A 21,746-nucleotide genomic window follows, 5' to 3' on the forward strand; every position below is an offset into this window, starting at 1 on the left:
GTGGGGTTATGCCCTACCTCTAACCCCCCTCCGGCTTTGCCGGGTTCCCCCCTGATATCAGGGGGGAGGCTTGGACGAAATGACCACACCCCGTTCTTTCAAAGGCACCTTCTTCCACGCCCCCGTCTGCGGCGGCATTGAGGTCCTGCGCGATACCCTGATCCGCTGCGATGCGGAGGGCCGTATCCTTGAGGTCCTGCGCTCCGACGCGCCGACCTATGCCGAAGCCCTGTCCGAAGACCGCGCCGCCGGGCGGCTGGAAACCCTACCAGAGGGCACCTACGCCTTGCCGGGCTTTTGCGACCTGCACATCCACGCCCCGCAGTGGCCGCAACTGGGCAAGGCGCTGGACGTGCCGCTGGAGGTCTGGCTGCAAAAGCATACCTTCCCGCTGGAAGCGCGCTATGCCGACCTGTCATTCGCGCGCCGCGCTTACGAAGGGCTGGTGGACGACCTCCTGTCGAACGGCACCACCACGGCGCTCTATTTCGCCACCCAGCATCAGGACGCTACGCGCCTTCTGGCCGACATCTGTCTGACCAAGGGCCAGCGCGCCCTGATCGGCAAGGTGGCGATGGACAATCCGGAGCAATGCCCGGACTTCTACGTCGAATCCACCGACGCCGCCCTGCGTGGCACCGAAGCCTTTATCGACCATGTGCGCAGCCTCAACAGCGACCGTATCAAGCCGGTGGTCACGCCGCGCTTTATCGCCTCGTGTACCGATGCGGCGCTGGAAGGGCTGGGCGACATCGCCCGTCGCTGCGGCTGCCACGTTCAGACCCACTGCTCCGAAAGCGACTGGGAACACAATTACGTCCTTGATCGCCACGGCCGCGAAGATACCGACAGTCTGGACCGTTTCGGCCTGTTGACGCGGCATACGGTGCTGGCCCACGCCAACTTCATCTCCGACGCCAATATGCAGACCATCCGTGAACGCGGCGCCGGCGTCGCCCATTGCCCCCTGTCCAACTACTACTTCTCCAACGCCGTCTTCCCGCTCAAACGCGCGCTGGAAAAAGGCGTGCGCGTGGGCCTCGGCACCGATATTTCGGGTGGGCCGTCGTCCTCGATCTACGACAATATGCGCTGGGCCGTCGCCTCGTCCCGCGCCCTGCACGACGGCGTCGATGCGCGCCTGCACTGGGATAACCGCGGCATCCGCGACAGCCAGATCGACTGGCGCACCGCCTTCTACCTCGCCACTAAAGGCGGGGCCGAAGCGCTGGACCTGCCCGTCGGCAGCTTTGAGCCCGGTCGCTATTTCGACGCGCAACTGATTGATCCGCAGGCCGCGAACGGGACCATCCGCCTGATGGACGACCTCGATAGTGACGCCGATGTGCTGCAAAAAATCGTCTATACGGCCTCAAAAGCCAATATCGCGCGCGTCTGGGTTGCGGCTGAGCGCGTTGTGGATCGGTGTAAGGATTCCGGGGTCAGTTGACCCCGGACCCCGGATGTGAGGCTAAAGGGTTTAGCCACTAAAAACACAAAAAGCACGAACGGGAGCCTGTGGCACAAGTCTGCGCCTGACCTATCAAATGCAGCACTGTGGCGCGCGAGATTTTTTAGAAACCACAGATTACACAGATTTCACAGATTATCCGTGCCTGCGTCACGCAGGGGCGCGCAGCGCCAATCTGTGCCATCTGTGAAATCTGTGGTTCAAAGCCCTTTGGCGCGCAGCGCCCCTCACTCGTGCAGGCCGCACGAAGGTCATGGCCCTGTGGGCCGGGCGCTTTAACGGCTAATTTCGTGTCTTTTCGTGTTTTTCGTGGCTAATCTTCAGTGGCCAAATCTCCAGTGGCTAAACCCTTCACCCCGTATCCAGCGGGAACAGGTCGGGCCACAGCAGGTTGAGGTCTTCGCGGCTATAGGCTTTCAGCGCTTTCAGCAGCGTGTCGCGCGTCTCGCCCATTTCATACAGGCGGGGGAGCCGGTCACCGTGGAGGATTTCCACGTCCTCATCCCGGATCAGGCCGTAATCGTGCGCCGTTAACGGCGTATCCTGCGGCCGGGGGATGGCGACCGTGTTCAGCACGCGCTCCCGCAGAGCCATTTCTTGCGGCGTCAGGGGCCGCGACGGGGCTGCAGCTTCAGATTTCGGCTGAGGAGCGGGTTTGACCTCGACCGGTGCGACAGGTTTGGTTTCAGGCTGTGGTGCCGGTTGTGACCGCGCTTGTTTGTAGGCGCGGGCATTGACCCGCATTTGTTCGATCCGCGCGCTGAGTTCAGCCATGTGATCGCGCGGCGGGTGCGGCCACTGCATCCCTTTGAGCGCATCGGGTTTGAGTGTGATGAAGGGCACGTCCGGCGCCTTGTCGAGCCAGTCTCCAGACCATTCGAGTTTGTTTTTCAGCTTCACCTGATCCTCGATGGCGGCGATGGCGTGTTTGTGCGCCTGTGCCTGAGAGGCGTCGCAGCGGGCATAGAGGCGCTCGATCATCAGCGCTGTGCGGATGCCCTTGGTGACCGCGTCCGGCGTTTCAGGCGCGTCCATCGCGCTTAAGGCCAGCAGCATCCGGTCCGCATAGGCGCGCAAGTGTTCGCGCCGCTGTTCGGGGGTCAGAGAGCCAGCCATGTCCGTCGTCTCGGTCATGCCCCAAAGGGTAACCGCGCTTTTTAGTGCGGGGATAGATTGGGGGCAAAAGGGTTGAAACCGGCAATGCCGAGGTTTGCGCCGCGAGGGGCGACGAACAACACGGAGCTTTTCGCGTTGACGATCCCTCAAACCCGTTGTCATCTGGGATGCGTCTGACGGCAGAGAGCGTCACGGGGAAACGCCGGGTCAACAGCGACCTGTGTTACGCTTGGCCAAGACGGTCAACGAAGCGGGGAGGGAACGGTGAAAGCGCAGCGGATGTCGAATGCTCTTTTAAACATGGTTGTGCCCATGTTTTTATTCTTTATTTACTTGTTCCTTACAAGTAAATTAATTTTAATAAATTATTCCATATTTCCTAAATTTCTACCTGATGTGCCGAATTATTGGTGGCCGTTGCTCAACTTTCCGTGCATTATTGTCCTTGGAATGTGGGCTGCAATCAATCTATTTGAATCAGATTTTTTCCGCAATGCAGTAAAGATAAGCATTTTATTGTTTCTTTTCTGCCTGATAACAAGTCTTTTTTCTGGGGTTGCTATATATAGCGATAAAATCGTCACAAGAAATTTGAATTATTTTTCTATGGAAACCAAGACCTATATGATCAAAGATTTGGCTTGGGTCGATCTGTCGTGTGACAAAAATTCAAAACATGTTCGCCGGGGTTTTAATCGAAACCTGAATTCGGCGGCTGACTATAACGTTTTCACTAAGGATGGCCGCAAATTTGATCTAACAGACGGTTATATATCTGAAAAATACGCAGGATCGTGGTTAAATTCCGTTTATCTCTTCGACCGGAATGTTTCGCAAATGAGTATACCAAAACGCAGGGTAACTGATAATGCGAAATTGTACGGTGAGTGCTTGTCCGTGTTTAAACCGAAAAGCGACAAAGAAGATAAACTGAAATCAATTTTTATTTATTGAGATAAGTACAGTCATTTCTAATGGCATGACCCGCAATCATATTTTGTGGCGTCGGTTGTGTCGTTTGCCAGCGTCTCAGGCGCCCACGGGTTTCGCCTCAGTCTGTACCGCCAAAGCTCGAATGCCTTGCCCTCGCGCTGCCACAGGGAAGACAATAGGGTGCAGGGGCCGTGCCCCTGCCCGCCGGAGGCTCTTGAACGGCCCAAAACACAGGTCAAAAATCAGATCGAGAAGCTGACGCCACAGCCGCAGGACGATTTGGCCTGCGGGTTGAGGATTTTGAACTGCGCGCCGACCAGTTCTTCGACATAGTCGATGATCGACCCGGCCAGCAGGGGGGCGGAGACTTCGTCGATCAGGGCCTGAGCGCCGTCATAGGCGATGACGGTATCGCCGTCTTCGGGCGCTTCGACCAGATCGAGCTGGTACTGAAAGCCAGAGCAGCCGCCGCCTTCGACGGCGACGCGCAACAGGATCGGGTGCCCGGCGTCGGCGGACAGGCGGTTGAGGTGGCGCGCGGCGCTGGCGGAAAGCGTAATCGGATTCATGAGCGCAATATAGCGCGGGGCGGGCGCGAGTTTTAGAGGGCTTAGTTATTTTTTGTCATGAATTTGCATTGCAAATTGGCGCGCAGAGGGGGATTTAGGGCGTAAGTTCCATTGCGAAAGACCCTGCCCGTGCATGATCCGCTGATCCTGACGCTTGCGCCCTATAGCGAAAACCACAGCCGCTCTCGCGGACGGTTATATAGCGAGCCGGACAGCCTGACGCGCACGGCCTTTGCGCGGGATCGTGACCGGGTGATCCACTGCACGGCCTTCCGGCGGCTGAAGGGCAAGACGCAGGTGTTTGTGGCGGGGCACGGCGACTATTTCCGCACGCGCCTGACGCATTCGATCGAGGTGTCGCAGGTGGCGCGCTCGCTGGCGCACACGCTGGGGGCCGATCAGGATTTGGCCGAGACCATCGCCTTGTCGCACGATATGGGTCATTCGCCGTTCGGTCATGCGGGCGAGGACGAACTGCACAAGATGATGGAGCCGTGGGGCGGCTTCGATCACAATGTGCAGACCTTCCGCATCGTGACGCGGCTGGAGCATCGCTATCCGGCGTTTGAGGGACTCAATCTGGCCTGGGAGACGCTGGAAGGGGTGATCAAGCACAACGGCCCCGTGGCGCACAAGCTGGGCCAGCCGGCTTGGAAGGCCGTGGCCGATTTCAGCGATTTCTGGGACTTGCGTCCGGAAACCTATGCGTCGCTTGAGGCGCAGATTGCCGCAATTTCCGACGACATCGCCTATAATAATCACGATGTCGATGATGGTTTGCGCGCCGGGCTGTTTACCCTGACTGACCTGCGCGACATCCCGCTGATCGGACCGGCGATTGCCGAGGTCGAAAAGGACTGGCCGCTGATCGATCAACGGTTGTTACGGCTGGAGGCCATCCGCCGCGTGATTGGCTTTATGATCCGCGATGTCTGTCTGGAGACCGAGCGGCGGTTGAAAGAAGACGGCATCGAAACGGCGGAGGATGTGCGCCGTGCTGGGCGTCAGATGGTGGCCTTTTCGCGCACGGTGAATGAGGACCTGTCGCGCCTGCGGGCCTTTCTTTATGCGCGCATGTACAAGCACTATACCGTCAATCGCCACCGCTCGCAGGCGCGGCGCGTGCTGAATGACCTGTTCCGCCTCTATATGGAGGAGCCGGAGGTGCTGCCGCCCAACTGGTACGGGCGGGTGTGCACCAAGGATACCGAAACCCAGCGCGCCCGCGTGGTCTGCGACTATATTGCCGGTATGACCGACGCCTATGCCATCGAACAGCACAAGCAGTTGTTCAGTATGTCATAGGGGACGACTCGGTTGCACAGCTCGGAGATTACGCCTTCGGTTCCAGCAGGTCCCACAGATTGCCGAACCGGTCGCGGAACACGGCCACTGTGCCATAAGCTTCGTGGCGTGGGGCTTCGGTAAAGACCGCGCCCGCCGCGCTGAAGCGCGCATGGTCGCGGGCAAAGTCATCGGTGAACAAGATCAGAAAGACACGCCCACCGGCTTGATTGCCGATGGCGGCGCGCTGAGCCTCGGTCGACGCCTTACCCAGCAGCAGGCGTGCTTCGCTCGAACCGGGCGGGGCAATCAGCACCCAGCGCTTGCCGCCGCCGAGGTCGCTATCCTCGATCAGGTCGAAGCCCAGCCCGGTGCAGTAATGGGCGATGGCCTCATCGTAATCGGGCACGACGAGGGTAACGGCGGCTATGTGGCTCATCTTTTAGTCGCGCCCCCGTATCCAAAAACCGCTACACACTTTTTGGGGGGCGCTCATCGGCTCGATTTCTTGACCAGAAACATGGCTGCATCGGCTTCGGCGATCCATTCTTCGGCCGAGGCCTGCCCTTCGTAGGCACGCACGCCAAACGAACCGCCGACGCGCAGGTACAGACCCTGATGCTCAAAGGTGGCGATATTCAGTTCAGCCTCAAGCTTCTGCGCCTTGCTGCGAGCGACGGAAATATCGGCGTGACGCAGCAAGATGGCGAATTCATCGCCGCCCAACCGCCCGACCGAATCGCCTTCGCGCACATTGGCGTTGAGCCGCTCAGCAATGTGGATCAGCGCCTTGTCGCCGGCGGCGTGGCCGTAGGAATCGTTGATGGCCTTGAAACCATCCAGATCGAGATAGATCAGGCAGGCCGGATCGCCATAGCGGCGGCCATCCCCCATGGCGCGGCCCAGATCCCGCAGGAAGGCGCGACGGTTGAGCGTCGGCGTCAGCACATCGTGATCGGCGTGGTGCTCAGCCAGCGCCACCTGCTCGGTCAGGGCCTTGATATCGGCCTTCAGGCGGATGTTTTCGCGGATCAGGCTGTCGATCAGGGTGCGCGCCGCCAAGGGCCATTCGTCACCCGTCTGGGGCTCCGGCGCGGGCGGGGTAGGGGCGGGGGCCGTAACAGGGCGAGGGGCGCCACCAAACTGGCTTTGCAGCAGGGCCTGCATCGACGCCGTCAATCCGCCCGCGGACAGGGCGGAGGGCTCAGAATCGGCAGAGGCTGAGGGCGGCAAGGCGGTCATGCGCCCAAGATTAGCGGCGTTTGGGGCGCGAAGCGAGTGCTATTTGCACAGACGCCCCTTGCAGGCCGGGGCCTAATCCTATAGTTCGCGGCCTTTCAGCTTTCGGAGGTGGGCATGACCGCGTCGAAACCCAGAGTCGCCATCATTATGGGCTCGCGCTCGGACTGGCCGGTGATGAAAAAGGCCGCCGAGGCGCTGGACGGCCTGGGCGTCACCTATGAGGCGCGCGTCGTCTCGGCGCACCGCACGCCGGAGCGCATGGTCGAATTTGCCAAATCCGCCAAGGCTGAGGGTTTTCAGGTCATTATCGCCGGCGCCGGTGGGGCCGCCCACCTGCCGGGCATGACCGCCTCGCTGACGCCGCTGCCGGTTCTGGGCGTGCCGGTGCCGGTGCGCGACGGGCTGAAAGGCCTCGACTCGCTCCTGTCGATCGTGCAGATGCCGGGCGGTGTGCCGGTCGGCACGCTGGCGGTCGGGGAAGCCGGTGCCAAGAATGCCGGGCTTCTGGCGGCGCAGATTCTGGCCCTGTCCGATCCCGAACTGGCGATCCGCGTCGAAGCCCTGCGTCAGGCGCAGACCGACGGCGTGCCCGATAGCGTTGAGGACTAAACCATTGAAACCGCTGCCTTTGGGGTCAAAAATCGGCATTTTGGGCGATGGTCAGTTGGGGCGGATGCTGTCGCAGGCGGCGTCACGGCTGGGCTTCAAGGTGGTGGTCTATGGGCCCGACGCCGAATCGCCGGCGGCCAGCGTCTCGGCGGTGTCGAAGGTGGCGCGCTATACGGATGAGGCGGCGCTCGATCGCTTTGCCGCGGCCTCGGACGTGATTACGTTTGAGTTTGAAAACGTACCCGTCACCTCGCTCGACTATCTGGTGTCCAAAGGCGCGAAGGTCGCCCCCAATGCGCGGGCGTTGGGCATCACGCAGGACCGTATCCTCGAAAAGCGCTTTGCCCGCAGCGTCGGCATCGGCACGGTCGATTTCTATGAGATCAACAGCCTTGACGATCTCGAAAAGGCGATTGCAGCCAATGGCTTGCCCGCCCTTCTGAAGACGCGCCGCGAAGGCTATGACGGCAAGGGTCAGGTGTGGATTCGCGCCGCCGACGAAGCGAAAGCGGCCTTCGACAGCCTCAATGGTCGCCCGGCGATTCTGGAGGCGAAGGCCGATTTTCAGCGCGAAGTCTCGGTGATCGCGGCGCGCGGCTACGACGGTACGGTGAAAACCTATCCGGTCGGAGAAAACCACCACGTCAGCGGCATTCTTTCAACGACCTTGGCCCCGGCAGTGGTCTCGGAAACCTTGAAAGAACGGGCCGAGACGATTGCCAGGAAGGTGCTGGAAGGCCTTGATTATGTGGGCGTACTGGGCGTCGAGCTGTTTGTGCTCGAAGGCGATGAACTGATCCTCAACGAGATCGCGCCGCGCGTGCACAATACCGGACACTGGACGCAGGACGGCTGCCTGTGTGATCAGTTCGAGCAGCATATCCGCGCCGTCGCTGGCTGGCCGCTGGGCGATACCACAGCGCGTTTTCAGGTCGAAATGACCAATCTTCTGGGGCCGGATGTGCTGGTCTGGGAAGCCCTGTCGCAGGAACCGGACTCACGGCTCTATATCTATGGCAAGGATGATCCCCGTCCGGGCCGCAAAATGGGCCATATCAACCGCTTGAAGGCGAGTCTTTAATCTCCTCCCCACCTGTGGGGAGGTGGATGCGAGCTTAGCGAGCAGACGGAGGGGTATTCTGTCGACCATTTGTACCCCCTCCGTCATTTTTTCGCTGACGCTCAAAAATGCCACCTCCCCATGAGATGGTGAGGAGAGGAGCCAGACTGTAGGTGGCGTGTCCTCACATGGCGACGTAACGTAAAGGCGGAGATCAGGCCGCCGCCCCAAAGCGCAGCTTACCCAGAAATTCCACGGCCCCCAAAAGCGCGTCTTCCGGCTTGAGCGGCAGTTTGGCCTTGAATTTTTCAAACGCCATCACCTGCTCGATATTGCGGGCGATCTGCTCGTGCTGGGCCTCAACCCCTTGCGTCAGGCGCGTCATCAGGGCCGTGGCCAGAATGCCGGACACGATGGCGCGTTTGGAATAGTGGTTTTCATCCAGCGCCTTATCCCCCGCCTTGCGCCACACAAGGTCAGCCGACTCCCACAGCAGGCGACGGTACAGCCCCAGATGCTGCGGCAGGCACAGGTGCCCTATCAGGCGGTGCGTGGCGCGTTCATCCGCGCAGGCGGCGTCGATGCGGCGGTTGAGCAGGAAGCCGATGCGTTCACGCACCTTCATCGCAGACAGTTGCGCGTCAATGTCATCACCCGCAAGCGCTGCATCCCCCTGACGCCACAGGATCGCGGCGATGTCCGACGGCCCGTTGGGACAGATCAGTTCGACTTCAGCGGGGCTGAGGCCGATTCGCGCACCCGCGACGCGCACGGTGACGCGGGTCAGGCCCAGATCGGGCATCAGCGCGGCACAGGCCGTGGCCAGTGACTGTTCCAGTTCGGTAAGGGCATTTGCGGACATGGACCCAGAATAGGCCCAAGCCCGCCCCGCGCCAAGACCAAATTGCACCTGCGTCAAAAGGCAACAGCCCGATAAAATGTTTAATCCGGCGTTTTTCAAAGGTGGTGCGGCTTGAATTGGGCGCGGGCATGATGTAATGGCTTCGCCCACACGCCCGCAGACCACGGTTTGCGGGCAGCTTGTTTTCACCCTCCGCCCTTTTATGGCCCGAACTTCAAAAGGGCGAGGCGGTCCGTCGCAAGGCTTTACGGTCCGGCGGAACAGACAGAATGGAGAGATACCTCTGGTACAGATCTTTGTCCGCGACAACAACGTCGATCAGGCCCTGAAGGCGCTGAAGAAGAAGATGCAACGTGAAGGCTCCTTCCGCGAAATGAAGCGTCACGTCCACTACGAAAAGCCCTCTGAAAAGCGCGCTCGCCAGCAGGCCGAAGCCGTGCGCCGCGCCCGCAAGCTGGCGCGCAAGCGTCTGCAACGCGAAGGCGGTGCGACCACGGGCCGCTCGAAGTAAGCCTTACGGACACGATCCGATCTTTAAAAAGCGTCGAAGCCTCAGCTTCGTCGCTTTTTGTTTTGGCTTTTTTTGCATTGCAAAAAGTCAAACCTGCGGCAATGAATAGCGGCATGTGGGGTAAGTCGATGAAACACCAGAAAGACACGCAGCCGAACGAGGCGCTGATTGCCATTCGCACCATTGCTATGCCGGCGGACACCAATCCGGCGGGCGATATTTTCGGAGGCTGGCTGATGTCGCAGATGGACCTCGCCGCTGGTAACGTCGCCGCGCGCCGGGCCGTGGGCCGCGCCGCTACCATTGCGGTTGAGGGGATGACCTTCCATACGCCGGTGCGGGTGGGCGACGAAGTGTCCGTCTATGCCGAGCTGATCTCCACCGGGCGTACCTCGATGAAGATCCACGTTCAGGCGTGGCGGCGCTCACGCGACTCCGACGTGCGCATCAAGGTGACCGATGCCGACTTTACCTTTGTCGCCATCGACGAAAACGGCAATTCGCGCCCGCTGCCCCTGCCTTGAACGGGATAACGATTTTCAACCCTGTGGTAACGCTGTCTTTATAAAGACGTTGACCAAAGCCGCGCGCCTTGTCATTTTCTCCGCCAGTCAGGGAGGCAGAAATGGCCAAGGCATCGGTAACAGACCGGCTTGTCACGTGGTTTACCGTGTGGGACGAGGACAAGACGCGCAGCGTGCTCAATATCACGCTGGCCGTGCTGACGGGTCTTTTGTTCGGCATGGTGCTCGATACCATCCTGCGTCAGGTCGGCAATTATATGTTCCCGCCGCCGCCGACCTTCGATATGGCCAGCCCCGAAGACATTGCCAAGTTGCTCGATACGGTGCCGGCGGACGCCTATATTATCAAGATCATCTCATGGGCGCTGGGCACGTTCGGCGGCGGCTATCTGGCCGTGCGTATGGCTAAGGTCGGGGCCTTTCCGGCGTGGCTCACCGGCGTGCTGCTGGTGGCCAGCTACATGATCCATATGAGCTTCATCCCGCACCCCACCTGGGTGGTGCTGATCTGCCTGCCGCTGTGCGCCGTGTCCGCCTTCGCCGCGGGTCTGCTCGGCAACTACATGCTGATCCGCCAGATGCGCGGTTAAGTTAAGTCACCGCCTTTATTTCGGCTTGGCGTCGATCCTGAGCAGGGTGGGGGCCTTGTCCAGCGTGACGCGCGCCGCCGTAGCCTGCGCTGCCGGTTGAAACACCGGATGCCCGTCCTTGGTCTTCGGCAGGGCCACGCCCTTGCCATCGGTGCCGATGGCCTGCCCGCCCGCAGCCCCGACAAAGACGATGCGGTCGAGATTGGGCACCGCCAGGCTCATCACACCGGCGGCCTTTTTGGCCCCGGCGCGCGCCTGATCGACGGCCTTCTTGAGGTCGGGGGCGGCATAGGCGGCCGAAGGCGGCAGGGCGGCGGCGATCAGCAGGGTCAGGCCGATCTTGCTGCCGTCCGGGCGCGTGACCGTAACCGGGGCCTTGGCTTTCAGCGCCGCGACGGGGGGCAGGGGCGTCAGGGTGTTGTCGGCGGCCACGTTGAGCGGCGTTTCGCCATTATGCTTCAGCACCAGCCGGATATCCGACAGCCTAGCCCCGGTGACGGCCAGTTTGTAAGCCAGCCGGAAGTGCGTGCGTTCGGCGGTTGGCAGGTTCAGGTAGTTGAGCAGAAACGGGAAGATGTCCGTGCACGGCACGTCCTTGGTTTCGGCCCGCGCTGTGGAGGCCCCCAAGACCGCCAGCGCTGCCGCTGACCCTACGAATGCCCGCCGATTGAAAACAGTCATGAACCACCCCGCAAAAACAGACGATCCCGAACTGTGGTTCGGGATCGCGGCAAAATCACGGCTATCTCAAATCTATTTCGCCCGGTCGTCAATGCCGATCTTTGACGGCGTGGCATCAAAGCTGACGCTGACCGCACCGGGGTATTCCGTGGGCACCAGATAGGGGGTGCCGGACGGGTAGGCGTCATCAACGGCGGATTTCGGCAGCAGCTTCTGGCTGCCATCGGCCATCGTCACGCGCGCATTGCCGGAGCCGACAAAATACAGCCGGTCGAGCTTCGGTTGCGTCAAGGCCAGCACGCCGCCGACCTTGCGCATCACGCTGTTGCTCTGCGTCACGGCCTTGGCCAGCGGCGCGACCGTCATGGTCTTCGCCGGGGTTTCGGTGGCATAGACGCGCACGCGCATCGACACGCCCTTTTCCGGTCCATTGACGACCACCGTAGCCCCGCCGCGCAACTGTGCCAGCGTCGGCAGGGGGGTGATACGCCCGTCACCGCCGATATTCAGCTTCTGGTTCTGGCCATTGTGCTTGAGTACGATGCTGGCGCCTTGCGTACCGCCCTTGATCTTCAGAATATAGGCGACGGTGATCTCATCGCGCTCAGACGTCGGCAGGGCGAGGAATTTCGACAGGAAGGGAAAGGCCTGATCGGCGGAGATTTCGCGCTGCGTCTGCTGCGCGACGGCGCTCACGGGGATCAGTCCGGCGGCGGCCGGGGTCAGGCACAGGGCGGCAGCCAGCAGGGCGGGCTTGGCGGCTTTGACAAACATAGGCAGATCCATCTTTCTGTTCTTTCTCTCGTTGATTTAGCCCCTCGCCGGGCGGTGGCTTCGCCACCTTGGCCGCCGCCTCAATGGCGGCTTGAGCGGAACGATTCAGCTAGAGGTCGTTCCGCTCTAGCCTATGCCTTTTACAAAATTAAGGCTGAACCGCAGATGAAGAGATCAGAAAGGCATCAGGACGACAGGTGACGCGCCGTCATCAGGGCGTGTGCGGTGGCAATAATCTCAAGCAGCACGTCCATATCCACCTCGCTGAGACGCTTGATATAGAGGCAGCCGCCGCCGGTGGTGTGCTTGCCAAGGCGGGCGAGGTGATCGGCCTGCTCCGGGGCGCTGGCCAATACATAGAGCGTAAGGGCGGCGCTGCGCACGGCAAACGCGCTGAGCGGCCACGGCACCGTCGTCTTGCCGCTGAGATAGGTGTAGCGGCCATAGCCGATCAGGGACGTCCCCCACACGACCGGCGGCTCGCCTGTGACGTCCGCAAACAGGCGAAGCAGGGTCTGGGCGTCGGCGCGCATCTTTTCGGGGGCTTTCGCGTCCAGAAAGGCCACGGGATCGGCGTCGGTGGGCTGGGTCTTCGGTTCGGCCATGCCCTCAGACTGTGGGCGTAACGCGGGTTTGTCAAGCAAACGGCAGGCAGGTGGGCAAGCTCTGGACGTCGGCTGGATGCCCCCAGCGCGGCGGCAGGCCGTTCATGCCACGCACCCAGTCTTCGACCATGGCCGCCTGCTGCTCATAGCCATAGTCTGTAAAGGCTTTGCCGGGGGTGAGGCGGTAGCGATAGCGCCCGCGTTCGCGCCACAGATAGCGCCACAGGGTCAGGCTGTTTGCGTATTGCCACACATGCGTCAACTCATGCGCCAGCAGGGCCAGAACCTCCGGACGGCCCGAAAGATCAGCGGGCAGGTCCGGCCAGAATATCCTGCGTCCGCGCACCACGATCAGCGGCCCGCGCCCGACGGCCTGCGACAGCCAAGACAGCGGATGCGCCCGCTCGATCAGCCGCACGCCCTCGACCGCCACGGCAGCGATCAGTCCCGCAGGCAGGGCCGTGCGTTCGGAAAGGGTGAGGGAACGGATCATAACGCTGTGATCCGAATGACACGCCTTGAATGTATTTTGTTACATTCGCACATTTTAAAGTTGAATAAACGCGAGGCTCATGGTCGCCTGTTCGTCTTTAATCGGGTGGGGTTACATCATGACAAACCGTATTTTATTCGCCTTCGTCTGCGTCATTGCTTTCTATACGTCGGTGGCCAACCTGTCGCAAGGACAGGGTGTTTTTGACAGGGCGCAGGCACAGGTCAAAACAGAGGACGCAGAAAAGGCAGAAAAAGTAAAAAAAGAAAAAGAACAATATAACAGTATTAATTGGCCGCCATCATTCCAAGATGGTGTTGTTTGCTACTTTAACACGACATATGACCGTAAAGAGGGGGATATCAATCAGTCTCCGGGGAACTATTCTCCTGATATGGGCTCGGAGGATCTCAGAAAGGCTGTTGAGGTGGTGCAGACCTCATGGTTTCGGCGTTCGGCCTGTATGCGCGATATTAGGCGTACAAACGCCCTCCTGTCATCGGTAGGGGCTGTGGGGTATCTCGCCAGCAAGGACAATGTGACCCCGGCCATGTCAAATGGCTTTGCTACCTTGGCGCTGGCGGCGGTCATTAATGACCAGTTGCGTTCTGTGTCACCTTTGTCGCGTTTCTACACCGGGGCGGTGACCGGGACCCACCTCGCCAGTCGTCGAAACACGTTTGTCAAGCAGCGAGTAGAGCAATTGAATTACGTAGTGCTCAGCGACGTCAGTGGTTGCAAAAATACTCTGGGATTGCAGGAAAAGGCCAAAAAACTAACCGCTGCGGCTAACAGTATTTTAAACAATAAACCGGGTTCTGATCAAGTTCCTGAACTGGTGAATAAATTTAAGTTAAATGTTGATGATTTTAAACGCTGGTGTGATAATTATCAGATCACGCGGTCAAATTTCGTTTTATTCAAAAACTCACAGGGAGATATTCTCAATAAATTCAACGGAGATCGCGTTGGTGCTTGGCTCAGATACAAGCAGTTCGTTAATACGGTAGGCCAGGAAAACCGCCCTACAGCCTATTCAGCCCTGAGCCGCATCATCACTACTCCTTTTGATGTCGCGAGCAAGCTGTTGGGTGGGGGGGATGACAGCCTCGTCCTGCGCAATGCCGGCACCGTTCAAAGCAAGTCGGTCATGGCGATGGAGATGCCGTTACTGAATTTACAGGCTATTTCCATCCCTAAACCGGGGCGGGCCAGTTACTCTATTGAGCTTGATTACCAGCAGACCCGAGATGCTCTTCAGCCGTATTTCGATCTCTACTGTGCCAAGGGCAAGTCGGGTGCCGCCACCAAGGCTTGCAAGGATTATAACAACCTGAATGTCAGCGCAGAATTGATAAGCAACGCAAAAGAATGGCACCATGCTGATGCCAAATGGCGCAAGATTGATGCCTATTTTACGGAATTGCAGACGGAAAACGCGCGGCGCTTCCTGTGGATCAATCTCGACAACGGTACGGCCTCGGTCGGTGTCGAAAGTCTAACCGCAACAGACGCGACGGCGGGGTCGAAACCTCAGCCCTGAGTCATTGACGCCCACCTATGGACGCCCGCATAAAGGGGGTCTTAAGGTGCGGAGAGGTGTTGTGTCTGCCATCGTCTTTACGGGCCGCGTCTGCGATGCCGAAGCGCAGGCATGGATTGCTGCCCTGTCTGCGGCCCTGCCGGACATGCCCGTCGTGCCGTTAAGCGCTGCCGACCCGCAGGCGGTTGAGGTCGCCGTAGTGGCCAATCCTGACCCGGCGCTGTTGCAGGCCCTGCCGCGCCTCAAATGGGTGCACAGCGTCTGGGCCGGGGTCGAGCGGCTGGTGGCTGAGTTGCCGGTGGACCTGCCGATTGTGCGGCTGGTCGATCCGGAACTGAGCCGCGTGATGGGCGAGGCGGTGCTGGCCTGGACGCTCTACCTTCAGCGCGGCATGCCGGCCTATGCACGTCAGCAGGCGGCGCGTCAGTGGCATCAGCGGCCCTATCGCGCGCCGTCGGCGGTGACGGTGGGGGTGCTGGGGCTGGGCTATATGGGGTTGACGGCGGTGGCGCGGCTGCGGGCGGCGGGGTTTCGCGTTCTCGGCTGGAGCCGCACATCGAAACCCGCCGATTTTGAAGTGTTTACGGGCATGGACGGGCTCCAATCCCTGATGTCGCAGAGTGATATAGTGGTCAACCTGCTGCCTTCGACGCCGGACACGCGAAGGATTCTGAACGCCGAAACCCTGGGCTGGCTGCCGCCGGGCGCGGGGCTGATCAATTTCGGACGCGGCGCGGCGCTCGACATCACCGCGCTGTTGCAGGCGCTGGACCACACCCTGTCGCACGCCGTGCTGGATGTGTTTGAGTCCGAACCTCTGGAGGCCGCGTCGCCCCTGTGGTGCCACCCGCAGGTGACGGTCCTGCCGCACATCTCCGCTCCGACCAACGTCCACACAGCGGCGCAGGTGGTGGCGGATAATCTGCGCCGCTGGCGGATGACGGGCGAACTGCCGCTGACAGTGAACCGCACGCGCGGTTATTAAGCGCGTCTTCAACGGCCGGATGCGGTCAGCATCCTCGGCCGTGGGCATAATGTCTTGAGGCCTTTTTGACGGCGCGCCGCTATGGCCGCGCCTTCATCCTTATGCGGTTGGGCGTAGGGTGCGCAGACCAAGCTATTCTGCCGAGGATAAGATGACCCGCCGTATCGTCCCTGTCGCCACCCAGGTGCTGAGCCTTCTGCCCTTCGTTCAGACCCTGACCGGTCGTGCCCCGTCGGCCAAACTGATCGCGGCGGCGGGCCTGATCAATACGCCCTATGCGCGGCGTGTGGCCCCCGGCCTGAGCGGTCTGATCAGCGTTGGTCTGGCCGTCGTTGCGGTGGCCCGCTTCGTCAGGGACATCCAGCGTCGTAAGGCGACACGGATCAGTGGGAGGCGGGCATGAGCGCCGTCCTCGCGCCTGATGCCGCTTTAAGGGCCCGGCGCGCGCTGGGCCTCAGCCTGTGGGCCGCCGGGGTGGTGCTGACGGTGGGTAGCGGGGCGGTTGCGGCGCGTATCGCCACCTTCGATGGCTCTATGCTGACTCAGGTCGATGAGCGCCGCGACCCGCACGCCGTGTTCCCGGCCACGGAAGCCATAGAGCGCGATGTGCTGGACGTGCGCCCGCCGGTGGTGGAAACGCTCGCCCTCGCCAGCGTCTGGCCCGCGACTGAGGCCTTGCCCCCGCCCGAAGACGCCACTTCGCTCAGCTCTGAAACCTCAGCAGCGGCGGATATGGCCTATGTATCGCCGGATGCCAGCGATGCTGCGGCTCTGGCCGAGGCCACCCGGCCGCGCGCCGTGCCGGGCGTCATCGAATGCACCGAGACTTGTTTCGACGCGCATCAGGCGGCCACAGGCACCGTCGAAACCACGGGGGGCGACACCACCTCCCTGCCGACCGTGACGCCCGAGACGGCGGCCAGGCCGGAGACTGTGGCGCTCGATGACCTGTTGCCGCGCCGCTGAGCCCGTCAGCCTATGGACGAGGCTCCGGCGGCGGGTTAGGATGTCCGCTCTGAAACGTGACGAGGAGGGGCGCATCATGTACGGATCGAACATCAAAAAGGGGCTGATAAGCCTTGCGGTGATGGCGGCATTGGGGTTCGGGGCTCAGGCGCACGCCCAGACCGCCACCCCCGCTCAGGGTGACGCACAGGCGGCGGCGCTCAAGACCTGTATTGCCGGGGCGGTGACGGCGGAAGATGAGCGCCTGATCCTGCGCTACGTTTTCTTCATGATGGCGCGCCACCCCGACGTCTCTCGCTATGCGGCTATTTCCCAGGACGAACGCACGGCACTTGACCGTGACGTCGGGAACATGATGACGCGGCTGATGGTCGATCAGTGCGGGGCTGAAATCCGCGCAATCTATAAGACCGGCAACAAGAATATCATTGAGGCCGCCTTCGGTGAGGCCTTTTCGGGCGTCGGAGAGCGCGGCATGAAGGATCTGATGGCCCATCCCGATGTGCAGACCGCCGCTATGGGGTTCGTCAGCTATATGGATATGAACAAGCTGGTTAAGCTGTTTATGGCGCAATAGCGGCCCAACAAGGTTTTCATTAACCTTAGGCGTTAACCGGAAACCGCCTCTTAAGATTTGGCGGGGTAAGGTCGGAAGAATCACGAAGTTCTCCGGACCCCGCCTGCATGTTTCAGATTATCGGTATTGTCGTCCTGTTTGCCACGGTGTTCGGCAGCTATCTGTGGTCCGGCGGGTCCATGGCGCCGATTCTGCACTCCCTGGCTTACGAACTTACGGGCATCTTGGGGGCGGCCATTGGTGCCACGCTGATCGCTAATGACCTGCATACCCTAAAGGGAATGGCCGGGGGATTGGGTAAGGTGTTCAGCGGTCCCAAGTGGAAGGGCTCCGATTATCGCGATCTTCTGTCGCTGTTGTTCCAACTGACCAAGACGATGAAGGCCAAGGGGGTCATCGCGCTGGAAAGCCATATCGAAAAGCCGCATGACTCCTCGATCTTCTCGCGCTACCCGAAGATCATGAAGGACCACTTCGCCATCGACTTCATCTGCGACACACTGCGTATGATGACGATGAACCTCGAAGACCCGCATCAGGTTGAGGACGCGATGGAAAAGCAGCTCGAAAAGCATCACCACGAGGCTGCGCATCCCGCTCATGCTCTGCAAAACATGTCAGACGCCCTGCCGGCGCTGGGTATCGTTGTGGCCGTTCTGGGGGTTATCAAGACCATGGGTGCCATCACCGAGCCGCCGGAAGTGCTGGGTGGCATGATCGGCGGCGCGCTGGTCGGCACCTTCCTTGGTGTTATGCTGTCCTATGGGCTGGTTGGGCCGTTTGCGGCCCGTCTCAACGGTATCGTTGAAGAAGAAGGCGCCTTCTACAAGATCATTCAGGCGGTGCTGGTGGCGCACCTGCACGGCAATGCGGCGCAGATTTCGGTCGAAATCGGTCGTGGCAACATCCCGTCCGGGGCGCAGCCGTCCTTTGCCGAGATGGAAGAGGCGCTCAACAATATCCCGAACGAATAGGGTAAGGTTAACGCAGGGGCGAATCCGTCCCGCTGAAAAGCCGCAATTTCCCGCCTTTGGCGTATTTTGAGGGGGAATTGCGGCTTTGTTGCGAGAGGTGATCACATATTTGTGAAAACACCTCTTGCGAGACTCAGCGGTTTTGCGTATGAAGGAGTCGGGCGCAGTTGCTAGGCGCTCTAACGTTAGAATCTAAGGATCTGGATCCATGACCTCTGAAATCGTCCGCAAGGCCCTGCTCGCCGCCGCCGCCGTCGCCGCTCTGTCGGTTGCCGCTTGCTCGAAGCCGGCTGAAGAGCCCGCCGCCACCGAAGAATCCGCTCCGGCTGACGCTTCGGCTGACGCCTCGGCCACTGTCGAAGCTTCGGAAGCCGCTTCGCCGGCCGCCGCTGAAGCTCCGGCTGCTGAAGCTCCGGCTGCTGCTCACTAATCCCCTGCGCCTCGCGGCGCTGGATTAGATAAGAGTTTGGAAGAGGTCGTTCCCGGGAACGGCCTCTTCTTTTTTGTGCGTGAGCCCGATGACCGACGACCCCCAGCTTTATTTTGCCGAAGACGGTAACCCGCGTTCGGCGCGTTTCGATGACATCTACTATTCCTTGCAGGACGGTCTGTCGGAGACGCGCGCGGTGTTCCTGAGCGGCTGTGGCCTGCCTGATGGGTGGGCGGGGCGACGTCATTACACGGTGGGCGAACTGGGGTTTGGCACCGGGCTCAATATCGCTGCTCTGATGCAGCTCTGGGCCACTCATCGGCCGGCACAGGGGCACCTGCACCTGTTTTCCGTCGAAGCCTATCTGATGCCGCGTGAGGCCGCTGCGCGCGCGCTGGCCAGTTGGCCGGAACTGGCCCCCTTTGCCGAGGCGATTATCGCCCGCTGGCCGCCGCAACGGCGCGGTTTTCACCTGATGACCTTCCCCGAATGGGGCGTGACCCTGACGCTGGCCCTGATGGATGTGCGCGACGCGCTGAGCCAGTGGGACGGTCAGGCCGATGCGTGGTTTCTCGACGGCTTTTCCCCGGCGCAGAACCCCGACATGTGGGCCGATGACGTGCTGAGCGCCGTGGCGGCGCACAGCGCGCCGGGCGCGCGGCTGGCGACCTTTACCGTGGCGGGGTTTGTGCGGCGCGGGCTTCAGGCCGCCGGCTTTGAGGTGTCGAAACAGCCCGGCTTTGGGCGCAAGCGCGAACGGCTGGAGGCGGGTTTCCCCGGCACTGTCAAAGCGTCCCCCGCGCCAGAGCGCATCGCCGTTATCGGCGGGGGCATTGCCGGGGCTTCCATCGTCCACGCCCTGCGCCATTATGGCTATCAGGCCACTGTTTTCGACATTGGCCCGCAGGCCTCGGGCAATCCGGCGGGCCTGGTTACGCCGCGGCTGGATGCCGGGGGCGGGGCGATCAGCGCTCTGTTTGCCGATGCGCTCTATGCCGCCACCGACCTCTATGCGCGCCTGTGTCCCGAAGCCGTGCTGGCGCAGGGGGTGCAGCAACGCTGCGCCGACGCGCGCGACGAAGCGCGCTTTGCCAAAATCGCCGCCCAGCCCGATTTCGCGCCGGGCGATATGGTACTCACCCCGGAAGGGCTCAGGATGGCGCGCGCGGCGTCGGTGCGCCCGCCGGAGATCGTCAAGGCGCTTCTGGGAGACGCTGCGGTGGTGGCCGAAACCGTAGTGCGCGTGGAGCCCGGTGCGCCGGTGCGTATCGTCACTGACCGGGCGGTCCATGACTATGATCGGGTGTTTCTGGCCTGTGGCGACGGGATTTTCGATCTGCCGTGGGCCGAGGCGCTCGATCTGCGGCCGGTGCGTGGCCAGATCGAAACCGCCGACGCCCCGCCACCGGACCCGCAGCCGCAGGCCTGGGGGGGCTATTACGTGCCCATGCCCGAAGGGTTTGTCTTCGGCTCGACCCATATTCGCGGGGATCGCGCAACGGAGGGACGCGAAACCGACCGCGCCCACAATCTCGACACCCTGCGCGCCGCCCTCCCCGAAGCGGCGGACAGGGCTGCGGAGGGCACAGTGTCGCGCGCCGCGGTGCGTGTCACCACGCGCGATCACCTGCCGGTGATGGGGGAGGTGGCGTCCGGCCTTACAGTGCTGACCGGTCTGGGGGCGCGCGGCCTGTGTCTGGGGCCTTTGCTCGGCATGGCGGCGGTGGCGCAGGCGCTGGGGGTAGCGTCGCCGCTGACTGTGGCATCCGCGCATCGGTTGCGCCCGGAAAGATTACAGGCTGTTCATAGTCATTAAATGGCCTGATTCCGCTCGCCTCATTGGAGATAAAGGACCGTCGCGTGCGGTTTGGCGAAGGAGTGATGCGATGAAGACTCTGATGACTGTTGTGGCCGTGGCGGCCGCCGGGCTGACGACCCTCAGCCTGCTTCCGGCGCAGGCGCAATCTTCGGCCTCCGCTCAGCCGAACCGCGAGCGTGAGGCCGCGACACCGGCGCAAAAGGAAATGCGCAAATGCTTCCGCAGCGATGATATCGACCGCTTTAATCCGATCGATTCGCGCACCATGATTGTCGAAACCTATGGCCGCCAGAATTACAAACTGGAACTGAGCGGGGCCTGTATGGGCATCGAGGACGCCTTCCGTATTGGGATACGCACGCGCGCCGGGGCGATCAATGTCTGCGGCGGCTTTGATGCGGAGGTTCTGTATTCCGAGCCGGGGTCGGGCCGTCTGGCGCGCTGCCACATCACCGATGTCAAAGCCATTACCAAGGAAGAAGCCGACCGTATCGAAGGCGTCACGCCGAAGACGGCGGAAAACAGGGACAGAGAAGGAACGTAAGAGGGTGCAGAGATGAAAGTCCTGATGAAACTGGCGGCGGTGGCCGTTGTGGTGACCAGCGGACTGGGGGCCTTGAGTCTGGCCTCTGCCGCGCCCGAAGACGCCCCCAAACCGGCGGGCAAGGCGCGGTGTCTGGACGCCAGCCACCTGAACCGCAAGATGGTGGTCGATAAGACGACGGTGCTGATCGAAGACAGCTTCGGCCGTTCGGCCCTGTTGAAGCTTTCGGCCCCCTGTCAAAACCTCGATGATCTGGACAAGATCGGCTTTGAGTTTTTCGGCGGTACGCAGATTTGCGACCGGCGCGACGTCAAGATCCTCTATTCGCGTTTTGACGAGGCCCCGGTGCGCTGTCTGATCGAGTCCATAACCCCGCTAACCAAGGAAGAGGCGAAAAAGTACTAGAGCGCATTCCGAAAAGTGTGCCGCACTTTTCGACATATCGCTCTAAACAAAATCTGGATCATTATGTTTCTGCCAGAAATCACAATGATTTAGAGCATAAACCCGACCGGTTTCGAGCTATGGAAACAACGGGCAAACGCAGGAACGTGAAAACCGCTGACTTCATTTTCGGTCCATGC

General features: G+C 61.1%; 27 protein-coding genes. 18 read left to right on the forward strand and 9 right to left on the reverse strand.

From position 1 onward, the window contains the following. Nucleotides 1-79 precede the first annotated feature (79 nt). A complete protein-coding gene (gene guaD, locus EM6_RS12760) occupies nt 80-1,450 on the forward strand; it encodes a guanine deaminase (RefSeq protein WP_126423548.1) in 1,371 nt (456 codons plus the stop codon). Nucleotides 1,451-1,822: 372 nt separating this feature from the next. Here the strand turns inward: guaD and EM6_RS12765 are convergent, their stop codons facing one another. Then, entirely contained in the window at nt 1,823-2,605 is a 783-nt protein-coding gene (locus EM6_RS12765; RefSeq protein WP_126423549.1) for a hypothetical protein, read from the reverse strand. Nucleotides 2,606-2,866: 261 nt separating this feature from the next. On the opposite strand from EM6_RS12765, the gene EM6_RS12770 reads away from it, so the two are divergent. Beyond that, nucleotides 2,867-3,541 carry a hypothetical protein gene (locus tag EM6_RS12770; RefSeq protein WP_126423550.1) on the forward strand — a complete coding sequence of 225 codons (675 nt, stop codon included), beginning with the start codon at nt 2,867-2,869 and terminating at the stop codon, nt 3,539-3,541. Between the two features lie 221 nt (nt 3,542-3,762). Here EM6_RS12770 and EM6_RS12775 read toward each other — a convergent pair whose 3' ends face one another. Continuing rightward, nucleotides 3,763-4,089, reverse strand: coding sequence for a HesB/IscA family protein (locus EM6_RS12775; protein WP_126423551.1), 327 nt, complete (start codon nt 4,087-4,089; stop codon nt 3,763-3,765). A gap of 129 nt (nt 4,090-4,218) precedes the next feature. On the opposite strand from EM6_RS12775, the gene EM6_RS12780 reads away from it, so the two are divergent. Further along, a complete protein-coding gene (locus EM6_RS12780) occupies nt 4,219-5,394 on the forward strand; it encodes a deoxyguanosinetriphosphate triphosphohydrolase (RefSeq protein ID WP_126424144.1) in 1,176 nt (391 codons plus the stop codon). A 28-nt stretch (nt 5,395-5,422) separates the two neighbouring features. Here EM6_RS12780 and EM6_RS12785 read toward each other — a convergent pair whose 3' ends face one another. Beyond that, the gene (locus EM6_RS12785) at nt 5,423-5,812 is read right to left on the reverse strand and encodes a VOC family protein (RefSeq protein ID WP_126423552.1); all 390 of its coding nucleotides are present in this window, start codon (nt 5,810-5,812) and stop codon (nt 5,423-5,425) included. 53 nt (nt 5,813-5,865) lie between these two features. Beyond that, nucleotides 5,866-6,615 carry a GGDEF domain-containing protein gene (locus tag EM6_RS12790; RefSeq protein ID WP_126423553.1) on the reverse strand — a complete coding sequence of 250 codons (750 nt, stop codon included), beginning with the start codon at nt 6,613-6,615 and terminating at the stop codon, nt 5,866-5,868. A 114-nt stretch (nt 6,616-6,729) separates the two neighbouring features. On the opposite strand from EM6_RS12790, the gene purE reads away from it, so the two are divergent. Beyond that, nucleotides 6,730-7,224: a 5-(carboxyamino)imidazole ribonucleotide mutase gene (purE, locus tag EM6_RS12795; protein ID WP_126423554.1), complete on the forward strand. Its 495-nt coding sequence runs from the start codon at nt 6,730-6,732 to the stop codon at nt 7,222-7,224. A 4-nt stretch (nt 7,225-7,228) separates the two neighbouring features. Further along, nucleotides 7,229-8,305 carry a 5-(carboxyamino)imidazole ribonucleotide synthase gene (locus EM6_RS12800; RefSeq protein WP_126423555.1) on the forward strand — a complete coding sequence of 359 codons (1,077 nt, stop codon included), beginning with the start codon at nt 7,229-7,231 and terminating at the stop codon, nt 8,303-8,305. Between the two features lie 193 nt (nt 8,306-8,498). On the opposite strand, the gene EM6_RS12805 is transcribed toward EM6_RS12800, so the two are convergent. Continuing rightward, nucleotides 8,499-9,146, reverse strand: a complete 648-nt coding sequence (locus EM6_RS12805) for a COQ9 family protein (RefSeq protein ID WP_232037168.1) — start codon at nt 9,144-9,146, stop codon at nt 8,499-8,501. A gap of 277 nt (nt 9,147-9,423) precedes the next feature. Between EM6_RS12805 and rpsU the strand changes: the two genes are divergently transcribed. The 3 genes from rpsU (at nt 9,424) to EM6_RS12820 (ending at nt 10,771) form a co-directional block, all read left to right on the forward strand. Then, a complete protein-coding gene (gene rpsU, locus EM6_RS12810) occupies nt 9,424-9,657 on the forward strand; it encodes a 30S ribosomal protein S21 (RefSeq protein WP_041659477.1) in 234 nt (77 codons plus the stop codon). Between the two features lie 128 nt (nt 9,658-9,785). Further along, nucleotides 9,786-10,181, forward strand: coding sequence for an acyl-CoA thioesterase (locus tag EM6_RS12815; protein WP_041659479.1), 396 nt, complete (start codon nt 9,786-9,788; stop codon nt 10,179-10,181). 101 nt (nt 10,182-10,282) lie between these two features. After that, nucleotides 10,283-10,771, forward strand: a complete 489-nt coding sequence (locus EM6_RS12820) for a hypothetical protein (RefSeq protein ID WP_126423557.1) — start codon at nt 10,283-10,285, stop codon at nt 10,769-10,771. 15 nt (nt 10,772-10,786) lie between these two features. On the opposite strand, the gene EM6_RS12825 is transcribed toward EM6_RS12820, so the two are convergent. The 4 genes from EM6_RS12825 to EM6_RS12840 form a co-directional block, all read right to left on the reverse strand. Beyond that, the gene (locus tag EM6_RS12825; protein WP_126423558.1) at nt 10,787-11,452 is read right to left on the reverse strand and encodes a hypothetical protein; all 666 of its coding nucleotides are present in this window, start codon (nt 11,450-11,452) and stop codon (nt 10,787-10,789) included. Between the two features lie 72 nt (nt 11,453-11,524). Beyond that, nucleotides 11,525-12,238 carry a hypothetical protein gene (locus tag EM6_RS12830; protein ID WP_126423559.1) on the reverse strand — a complete coding sequence of 238 codons (714 nt, stop codon included), beginning with the start codon at nt 12,236-12,238 and terminating at the stop codon, nt 11,525-11,527. A gap of 173 nt (nt 12,239-12,411) precedes the next feature. After that, nucleotides 12,412-12,831: a DUF1801 domain-containing protein gene (locus EM6_RS12835; RefSeq protein WP_126423560.1), complete on the reverse strand. Its 420-nt coding sequence runs from the start codon at nt 12,829-12,831 to the stop codon at nt 12,412-12,414. A 31-nt stretch (nt 12,832-12,862) separates the two neighbouring features. After that, the gene (locus tag EM6_RS12840) at nt 12,863-13,324 is read right to left on the reverse strand and encodes a hypothetical protein (protein ID WP_126423561.1); all 462 of its coding nucleotides are present in this window, start codon (nt 13,322-13,324) and stop codon (nt 12,863-12,865) included. A 118-nt stretch (nt 13,325-13,442) separates the two neighbouring features. Between EM6_RS12840 and EM6_RS12845 the strand changes: the two genes are divergently transcribed. From EM6_RS12845 to EM6_RS12890, 10 genes are all read left to right on the forward strand, one after another. Next, nucleotides 13,443-14,867 (forward strand): hypothetical protein, encoded by a 1,425-nt coding sequence (locus EM6_RS12845; protein WP_126423562.1) that lies wholly within the window; start codon nt 13,443-13,445, stop codon nt 14,865-14,867. A 61-nt stretch (nt 14,868-14,928) separates the two neighbouring features. Beyond that, nucleotides 14,929-15,852, forward strand: coding sequence for a 2-hydroxyacid dehydrogenase (locus EM6_RS12850; RefSeq protein ID WP_232037169.1), 924 nt, complete (start codon nt 14,929-14,931; stop codon nt 15,850-15,852). 151 nt (nt 15,853-16,003) lie between these two features. Next, on the forward strand, nt 16,004-16,255 hold the full coding sequence (locus EM6_RS12855; RefSeq protein ID WP_126423564.1) for a hypothetical protein: 252 nt from the start codon (nt 16,004-16,006) through the stop codon (nt 16,253-16,255). Then, nucleotides 16,252-16,818, forward strand: coding sequence for a hypothetical protein (locus tag EM6_RS12860; RefSeq protein WP_126423565.1), 567 nt, complete (start codon nt 16,252-16,254; stop codon nt 16,816-16,818). The genes EM6_RS12855 and EM6_RS12860 overlap by 4 nt, the downstream gene beginning before the upstream one ends. Nucleotides 16,819-16,858: 40 nt before the next feature. Continuing rightward, entirely contained in the window at nt 16,859-17,395 is a 537-nt protein-coding gene (locus EM6_RS12865) for a hypothetical protein (protein WP_126423566.1), read from the forward strand. A 107-nt stretch (nt 17,396-17,502) separates the two neighbouring features. Continuing rightward, entirely contained in the window at nt 17,503-18,369 is an 867-nt protein-coding gene (gene motA / locus EM6_RS12870) for a flagellar motor stator protein MotA (protein WP_126423567.1), read from the forward strand. Nucleotides 18,370-18,577: 208 nt separating this feature from the next. Then, entirely contained in the window at nt 18,578-18,799 is a 222-nt protein-coding gene (locus EM6_RS12875; RefSeq protein WP_126423568.1) for a hypothetical protein, read from the forward strand. 88 nt (nt 18,800-18,887) lie between these two features. Continuing rightward, nucleotides 18,888-20,615 carry a tRNA (5-methylaminomethyl-2-thiouridine)(34)-methyltransferase MnmD gene (gene mnmD / locus EM6_RS12880; protein WP_126423569.1) on the forward strand — a complete coding sequence of 576 codons (1,728 nt, stop codon included), beginning with the start codon at nt 18,888-18,890 and terminating at the stop codon, nt 20,613-20,615. Between the two features lie 70 nt (nt 20,616-20,685). Beyond that, entirely contained in the window at nt 20,686-21,162 is a 477-nt protein-coding gene (locus tag EM6_RS12885; protein ID WP_126423570.1) for a DUF6491 family protein, read from the forward strand. A 12-nt stretch (nt 21,163-21,174) separates the two neighbouring features. Further along, a complete protein-coding gene (locus tag EM6_RS12890) occupies nt 21,175-21,567 on the forward strand; it encodes a DUF6491 family protein (RefSeq protein WP_126423571.1) in 393 nt (130 codons plus the stop codon). Nucleotides 21,568-21,746 lie beyond the last annotated feature (179 nt).

The sequence above is a fragment of the Asticcacaulis excentricus genome, from assembly GCF_003966695.1.
GTDB lineage: Bacteria > Pseudomonadota > Alphaproteobacteria > Caulobacterales > Caulobacteraceae > Asticcacaulis > Asticcacaulis excentricus_A.

Coding starts and splice junctions, on each gene's coding strand:
- guaD (WP_126423548.1), top strand. CDS start 80: ATGACCACACCCCGTTCTTTCAAAGGCACCTTCTTCCACGCCCCCGTC.
- EM6_RS12765 (WP_126423549.1), bottom strand. CDS start 2,605: ATGACCGAGACGACGGACATGGCTGGCTCTCTGACCCCCGAACAGCGG.
- EM6_RS12770 (WP_126423550.1), top strand. CDS start 2,867: ATGTCGAATGCTCTTTTAAACATGGTTGTGCCCATGTTTTTATTCTTT.
- EM6_RS12775 (WP_126423551.1), bottom strand. CDS start 4,089: ATGAATCCGATTACGCTTTCCGCCAGCGCCGCGCGCCACCTCAACCGC.
- EM6_RS12785 (WP_126423552.1), bottom strand. CDS start 5,812: ATGAGCCACATAGCCGCCGTTACCCTCGTCGTGCCCGATTACGATGAG.
- EM6_RS12790 (WP_126423553.1), bottom strand. CDS start 6,615: ATGACCGCCTTGCCGCCCTCAGCCTCTGCCGATTCTGAGCCCTCCGCC.
- purE (WP_126423554.1), top strand. CDS start 6,730: ATGACCGCGTCGAAACCCAGAGTCGCCATCATTATGGGCTCGCGCTCG.
- EM6_RS12805 (WP_232037168.1), bottom strand. CDS start 9,146: ATGTCCGCAAATGCCCTTACCGAACTGGAACAGTCACTGGCCACGGCC.
- EM6_RS12815 (WP_041659479.1), top strand. CDS start 9,786: ATGAAACACCAGAAAGACACGCAGCCGAACGAGGCGCTGATTGCCATT.
- EM6_RS12820 (WP_126423557.1), top strand. CDS start 10,283: ATGGCCAAGGCATCGGTAACAGACCGGCTTGTCACGTGGTTTACCGTG.
- EM6_RS12825 (WP_126423558.1), bottom strand. CDS start 11,452: ATGACTGTTTTCAATCGGCGGGCATTCGTAGGGTCAGCGGCAGCGCTG.
- EM6_RS12830 (WP_126423559.1), bottom strand. CDS start 12,238: ATGGATCTGCCTATGTTTGTCAAAGCCGCCAAGCCCGCCCTGCTGGCT.
- EM6_RS12835 (WP_126423560.1), bottom strand. CDS start 12,831: ATGGCCGAACCGAAGACCCAGCCCACCGACGCCGATCCCGTGGCCTTT.
- EM6_RS12840 (WP_126423561.1), bottom strand. CDS start 13,324: ATGATCCGTTCCCTCACCCTTTCCGAACGCACGGCCCTGCCTGCGGGA.
- EM6_RS12845 (WP_126423562.1), top strand. CDS start 13,443: ATGACAAACCGTATTTTATTCGCCTTCGTCTGCGTCATTGCTTTCTAT.
- EM6_RS12855 (WP_126423564.1), top strand. CDS start 16,004: ATGACCCGCCGTATCGTCCCTGTCGCCACCCAGGTGCTGAGCCTTCTG.
- EM6_RS12860 (WP_126423565.1), top strand. CDS start 16,252: ATGAGCGCCGTCCTCGCGCCTGATGCCGCTTTAAGGGCCCGGCGCGCG.
- EM6_RS12865 (WP_126423566.1), top strand. CDS start 16,859: ATGTCCGCTCTGAAACGTGACGAGGAGGGGCGCATCATGTACGGATCG.
- motA (WP_126423567.1), top strand. CDS start 17,503: ATGTTTCAGATTATCGGTATTGTCGTCCTGTTTGCCACGGTGTTCGGC.
- EM6_RS12875 (WP_126423568.1), top strand. CDS start 18,578: ATGACCTCTGAAATCGTCCGCAAGGCCCTGCTCGCCGCCGCCGCCGTC.
- mnmD (WP_126423569.1), top strand. CDS start 18,888: ATGACCGACGACCCCCAGCTTTATTTTGCCGAAGACGGTAACCCGCGT.
- EM6_RS12885 (WP_126423570.1), top strand. CDS start 20,686: ATGAAGACTCTGATGACTGTTGTGGCCGTGGCGGCCGCCGGGCTGACG.
- EM6_RS12890 (WP_126423571.1), top strand. CDS start 21,175: ATGAAAGTCCTGATGAAACTGGCGGCGGTGGCCGTTGTGGTGACCAGC.